Genomic DNA, 6,224 nt, shown 5'->3' on the forward strand with positions numbered 1-6,224 from the left:
GAAGGAGCGGACATGACCACCACCCTCATCACCGGCGGCACCGTCGTCTCGGCGACCGGCCGCATGCTGGCGGACGTCCTGATCGACGGGGAGACCATCGTCGCCGTCCTCGCGCCCGGCTCGACGTCGCTCGGGCACGACCTGCCGTCGACCGTCGACCGGGTGATCGACGCCACCGGCCGGTACGTCATCCCCGGCGGCATCGATGCCCACACCCACATGCAGCTGCCCTTCGGCGGCACCTCGGCCTCCGACACGTTCGAGACGGGCACCAAGGCCGCGGCTTGGGGCGGCACCACGTCAATCGTCGACTTCGCCGTCCAGAGCTACGGGGGCAAGGTGCAGGACGGCCTCGCCGCCTGGCACGAGCTGGCCGCCGGCAACTGCCACATCGACTACGGCTTCCACCAGATCGTGGGCGGCGTCGACGACGACTCGCTGGCGGCGCTGCCGTGGCTGATCGACGAGGGCATCACCAGCTACAAGATGTTCATGGCCTATCCCGGGGTGTTCTACGCCGACGACGCGCAGATCCTCAAGGCCATGCAGGTGGCGGCCGACAACGGCCTGCTGACCATGATGCACGCGGAGAACGGCCCGGTGATCGACGTGATCGCCGAGCAGCTGGTCAAGCAGGGCAAGACCTCGCCGTACTACCACGGCGTCGCCCGCGTCTGGCAGGCGGAGGAGGAGGCGACGCATCGCGCGATCATGCTCTCCGACATCACCGGCGCGCCCCTGTACGTGGTGCACGTGTCCGCGAAGCAGGCCGTCGCCCAGCTCGCGGCGGCGCGCGACAACGGCAAGAACGTCTTCGGCGAGACCTGCCCCCAGTACCTGTACATGTCGCTCGAGGAGCAGCTCGGCGCGACCAGCGAGGAGTGGGGCGACTTCGAGGGCGCCAAGTACGTCTGCTCGACCCCGGTGCGCTCCCGTGCCGAGGGCCACCAGGACCACATGTGGCAGGCGCTGCGGACCAACGACCTGCAGATGGTCTCCACCGACCACTGCCCCTTCTGCATGAAGGACCAGAAGGAGCTCGGCCTGGGCGACTTCCGCAAGATCCCCAACGGCATCGGCTCGGTCGAGCACCGCATGGATCTCATGTACCAGGGCGTCGTCACGGGCCAGATCACCCTCGAGAGGTGGGTCGAGCTCACGTCGACCACCCCCGCGCGGATGTTCGGGATGTACGGCAAGAAGGGCGTGATCCAGCCGGGCGCGGACGCGGACATCGTGATCTACGACCCGAACGGCCACACGTCGATCGGCGTCGACAAGACCCACCACATGAACATGGACCACTCGGCGTGGGAGGGCTACGAGATCGACGGCCACGTCGACATCGTCCTGTCCCGCGGCACGGTGCTCGTCGAGGACGGTGCCTTCCATGGCGCCAAGGGCCACGGGTCCTTCCTCAAGCGCGGCCTGTCGCAGTACCTGATCTGAGAGCGGAGGGGGAGACCGCATGGACTTCGGAGTGGTGCTGCAGACCAACCCGCCCGCGGCGCGCACGGTGGCGCTGGCGAGGATGGCCGAGGAGTACGGGTTCACGCACGCGTGGACGTTCGACTCGCACCTGCTGTGGCAGGAGCCCTACGTCATCTACAGCGCGATCCTCGCGCAGACCCACCGCATCAAGGTCGGTCCCTACGTGACCAACCCCGCGACCCGCGACTGGACGGTCACGGCCTCGACGTTCGCGACGCTGAACGAGATGTACGGCAACCGCACCGTGTGCGGCATCGGGCGGGGCGACTCGGCCGTACGCGTGCTCAACGGCAAGCCCGTGTCCGTGCGGGAGATGCGCGAATCCGTCCACGTGATCCGCGAGCTCGCGAACCGGCGGCCCGTCGAGCACAACGGCGCGACCCTGCAGTTCCCCTGGGCGCGGACCTCCGAGCTCGAGGTGTGGGTCGCGGGCTACGGGCCGCTCGCGCTGAAGGCGGCCGGCGAGGTCGGCGACGGCTTCATCCTCCAGTGCGCGGACGTCGACATCGCGAAGTGGATGATCGACACGGTCAAGACCGCGGCGGACAACGCGGGCCGTGACCCTGAGCGCCTCGAGTTCTGCGTCTCCGGGCCCATGTACATCGGCGAGGACTGGGAGCACATGCGCGACCAGTGCCGCTGGTTCGGCGGGATGGTCGGCAACCACGTCGCGGACATCGTCGAGAAGTACGGCAAGGAGGGCGCGATCCCTGGGGTGCTGGTCGACTACATCGAGGGCCGCCAGGGCTACGACTACAACGAGCACGGCCGCGCCGGTAACTCGCACACCGAGTTCGTGCCCGACGAGATCGTGGACCGCTTCTGCGTCCTCGGGGGCCCCGAGGAGCACATCGCGAAGCTCGAGGCTTTGCGCGACGTCGGCATGACCCAGTTCGCGGGCTACCTCCAGCACGACAACAAGGAGGAGACGATGCGCGTGTACGGCGAGCGCGTCATCCCCGCGGTGTCCGAGTCCATCACGGCGAAGGTCTAGGGACGGGGACGATGCGGCGGTCGCGGCTGAACGGGGTCCTGTGGGGGATCCTCGGCGTCCTCGCCGCCGTCGCCGTGTGGGAGGGCTACAAGGCGATCGGCCCCGCCGAGGGCGTGGTCGTCGGCGACATCGTGATCCTGCCGCGCACGACCGACATCGCCATGCCCCACACATGGGACGTGCTGGCGCGGCTGTTCGAGCCCGTCACCCGCGCCGCCGGGGCCGACGTGCTCTGGTGGGCGGTGCTCCAGGCCGCCGCGTTCTCGCTGGGCATCGCGGCGCTGGGATGGCTGCTCGGCGTGATCTCCGGGCTCGCGCTCGCGCTGCTCATGCAGCGGTGGGTGACCGCGGAGAGCGCGGTGCTGCCGTGGGTGGTGCTCAGCCAGACGGTCCCCCTGATCGCGATCGCGCCCCTGGTGCGCCGCTGGGGATCGGAGATCGAGATCGGCTCCTTCCAGTGGGAGAACTGGATGTCGGTCGCGGTGATCGCCTCCTACCTGGCCTTCTTCCCAGTCGCCGTCAGCGCGCTGCGAGGCCTCAAGTCGCCGCCCGCCGCGGACATCGACCTGTTCCGCGCGTACGCCGCGGGCTGGTGGACCACGCTGCTTCGGCTGCGCCTGCCGTCCTCGGTCCCGTACCTGCTGCCGGCGCTGCGCCTGGCCGCCGCGAACGCGGTGGTCGGCACCGTGGTCGCCGAGGTCTCGATCGGGCTGGGCGGCGGCATCGGCCGCATGATCATCGAGTTCGCCGCCACCGCGAGCGGCGACCCCGCGAAGACGTACGCCCCGATCCTGGGCGCGGTGCTGATCGGCCTGGTCTCCGCCGGGCTGGTCGCGCTCATCGGGATGGGGCTGAAGCGGTTCCGACGAGCAGAGGTGACGGCATGACCGACCCCCGACCGGCGGTGCGCATCGCATCGGTCGACAAGATCTTCCGTGGCCGCAAGGGCGCCGAGGTGCATGCGCTCAGCGACGTGAGCCTCGACGTGGCCCCCGGCGAGTTCGTCTCGTTGATCGGTCCGTCGGGCTGCGGGAAGAGCACGCTCATGCGCCTGGTCGCCGACCTGGACCAGCTCACGGCGGGCGAGATCGAGGTGTTCGGCAAGACCCCCGAGCAGGCCCGCAAGGACCAGGACTACGGCATCGCCTTCCAGCAGGCCGGCCTGCTGCCGTGGCGCACGGTGCGCGCGAACATCGAGCTGCCGCTGGAGATCCACGGCGTCGACGCGCGCGGCCGCGCCGCGCGCTCGGACGAGCTGCTCGAGCTCATCGGGCTCGCCGACTTCGCCGACCACCATCCGGATCAGCTGTCGGGAGGCATGAAGCAGCGGGTGGCGATCGCCCGCGCGCTCGCCGAGCGGCCGCGTCTCCTGCTGATGGACGAGCCCTTCGGGGCGCTCGACGAGATCACGCGCGAGCACATGCAGAACGAGCTGGTGGCGCTGTGCAAGGAGACCGGCGCCGCCGTCATCTTCGTCACGCACTCGATCCCGGAGGCGGTCTTCCTCTCCGACCGGGTGGTGGTCATGTCGCCCCGACCGGGTCGCATCAAGGACATCGTGACCCTCGACTTCTCCGCGCGCGACGAGGAGCTGCGCGAGGACTCCACGTTCTACGACGGCGTCACGGCCGTCCGCATGCTCCTGCACGACGGGGCCGCCGACGGCGCGCGGGGGGTCGAGAACCGATGAAGGCGCTCGCGGGCACCCGCACCGTCCTCGCCCCCGTGGCGTTGGGCGTGCTGGCGCTCGCGCTCTGGCAGGCCCTTGTGGTCGCCTTCGAGATCAAGCCCTTCCTGGTGCCCAGCCCCCTCGGGATCGGCGGAGCCTTCGTCGACACCGCGGACCACATCCTCGACGCGGCGGTCCAGACCGGGCTGAACGCCCTGATCGGCCTCGGGATCGGTGCCGTCACCGGCATCCTGGTGGCGATCCTCGCGAACGCGCTGCGGGTGCTCGACAGGATGCTGGTGCCGCTCGTCGCGTCGCTCGCGGTGATCCCCATCGTCGCGCTCGCGCCCATCTTCTACGCGATGTTCGGCGCCGCCGCCAACACCGGCCGCCAGCTGGTCGCGGCGGTGGCCGTGTTCGTCCCCATGTACCTCAACACGCTGCAGGGGCTCCGCCAGGTCGAGCCCGTGCATCGTGACCTGATGCGCTCCTACGCCGCCACGGCGGAGCAGGTGAACCGGATGCTGCTCCTGCCAGGAGCGGTCCCCTACGTCCTCAACGGACTCAAGATCGGATCCTCGCTCGCGGTCATCTCCGCGCTCATAGCCGAGTACTTCGGTGGACCGGCCAACGGGCTGGGGATCGCGATCACCTCCTCGGCGGCGGGCTCCAACTACACCGTCGCCTGGGCCTACGTCCTCGGAGCAGTGCTGCTCGGGACGCTGTTCTACGGAGTCACCGCGGCCCTCGAGGGCTGGTCGCGGCGGCGCCGGAGGACCTGAGAGACGTCCGCTCCAGAGGCGGTCGAACAACGGGGAAGCAGTGACAACATCACGGGAGAAGCAATGGCAATCATGAGGGGACGCGCAAGCGTCATGACGGCGGTCGCGGCGGCGGGCGTGCTCGCGCTGACCGCCTGCTCGAGCGGGGACGACGCGGAGACCACCAGCTCCGCCAGCGGCGACGCCGCACCGGCCGAGCTCACGCCGGTCTCGGTGCAGCTGCAGTGGCTGACGCAGGCGCAGTTCGCCTGCTACTACTCGGCGCTCGACCAGGGCTACTACGAGGACGCGGGGCTCGACGTCACGATCCTCCCGGGCGCGGTCGACATCGTGCCGATCGACGTGCTGACCTCCGGCAGCGCGGACTTCGCGATCTCCTGGGTGCCCAAGGTGCTCGGCGCGATCGAGCAGGGAGCCGCGGTCACCAACGTCGCGCAGATCTTCGAGCGGTCCGGCACGCTTCAGGTCGCGTTCGCCGACTCCGGCATCGAGTCGGCCGCGGACCTCGCGGGCATGAAGGTCGGCTCGTGGGGCTACGGCAACGAGTGGGAGCTGATCGCCGGCATGCAGGCCAGCGGCGTCACGCTCGAGGATCTCGACGGCGGCTCGACGGTCCAGCAGGCCTTCGACATGAACGCCTTCATCGCGGGCGACATCGACGCGGCGCAGGCGATGACGTACAACGAGTACGCGCAGGTCCTCGAGGTGGTGAACCCGGAGACCGGCGAGCTCTACACCGAGGACGACCTGGTCGTCATCGACTGGAACGACGAGGGCACGGCCATGCTGCAGGACGCCATCTGGGCGGACTCGGAGCGCCTCGCCTCCGACGAGGATTACGCGGCGAGCACGACGGCCTTCATCAAGGGCACCATCGAGGGCTGCGTCTTCGCGAAGGACGACCCGCAGGCCGCGGCCGACATCGTCACCGCCGCGGGCTCGACCCTCGGCACCTCGCACCAGCTGTGGATGGCGAACGAGATCAACAAGCTGATCTTCCCGTCCACCTCGGGCGTGGGCCACATCAACGAGGACCAGTGGGACGCGACGGTCGCCATGGCGCTCGAGACGGTCAACCCCGAGGGCTCGACCATCATCACCACCGAGCCGCCGGAGACCGCCTACTCGAACGAGTACGTGGACGCGGCGCTCGCGGAGCTCGAGGCTGACGGCGTCGACGTGATGGGCGCCGACTACGCGCCGATCGAGGTCACGCTCAACGAGGGCGGCGAGTAGCCCTTCTCATCGGCGGGGGGGGGGGGGGGGGGGGCGGCGCCCGCCCCGCGCG

General features: G+C 69.8%; 6 protein-coding genes. All 6 read left to right on the forward strand.

What is annotated here, in order from left to right; translation table 11 throughout:
* The first annotated feature begins 12 nt into the window (after window positions 1–12).
* The 6 genes from hydA (at window position 13) to QQX10_RS07245 (ending at window position 6,172) form a co-directional block, all read left to right on the forward strand.
* A complete protein-coding gene (gene hydA / locus QQX10_RS07220) occupies window positions 13–1,449 on the forward strand; it encodes a dihydropyrimidinase (RefSeq protein ID WP_301121883.1) in 1,437 nt (478 codons plus the stop codon).
* A gap of 19 nt (window positions 1,450–1,468) precedes the next feature.
* On the forward strand, window positions 1,469–2,485 hold the full coding sequence (locus QQX10_RS07225) for a TIGR03842 family LLM class F420-dependent oxidoreductase (protein ID WP_301121881.1): 1,017 nt from the start codon (window positions 1,469–1,471) through the stop codon (window positions 2,483–2,485).
* Between the two features lie 11 nt (window positions 2,486–2,496).
* Window positions 2,497–3,372, forward strand: a complete 876-nt coding sequence (locus tag QQX10_RS07230; RefSeq protein ID WP_301121879.1) for an ABC transporter permease — start codon at window positions 2,497–2,499, stop codon at window positions 3,370–3,372.
* A complete protein-coding gene (locus QQX10_RS07235; RefSeq protein WP_301121877.1) occupies window positions 3,369–4,175 on the forward strand; it encodes an ABC transporter ATP-binding protein in 807 nt (268 codons plus the stop codon). Before QQX10_RS07230 ends, QQX10_RS07235 begins: the two co-directional genes overlap by 4 nt.
* On the forward strand, window positions 4,172–4,936 hold the full coding sequence (locus QQX10_RS07240; RefSeq protein ID WP_301121875.1) for an ABC transporter permease: 765 nt from the start codon (window positions 4,172–4,174) through the stop codon (window positions 4,934–4,936). Before QQX10_RS07235 ends, QQX10_RS07240 begins: the two co-directional genes overlap by 4 nt.
* 72 nt (window positions 4,937–5,008) lie before the next feature.
* Window positions 5,009–6,172 carry an ABC transporter substrate-binding protein gene (locus QQX10_RS07245; RefSeq protein WP_301121873.1) on the forward strand — a complete coding sequence of 388 codons (1,164 nt, stop codon included), beginning with the start codon at window positions 5,009–5,011 and terminating at the stop codon, window positions 6,170–6,172.
* Window positions 6,173–6,224 lie beyond the last annotated feature (52 nt).

The organism is Demequina lignilytica (assembly GCF_030418305.1).
GTDB classification, from domain to species: Bacteria; Actinomycetota; Actinomycetes; order Actinomycetales; family Demequinaceae; genus Demequina; species Demequina lignilytica.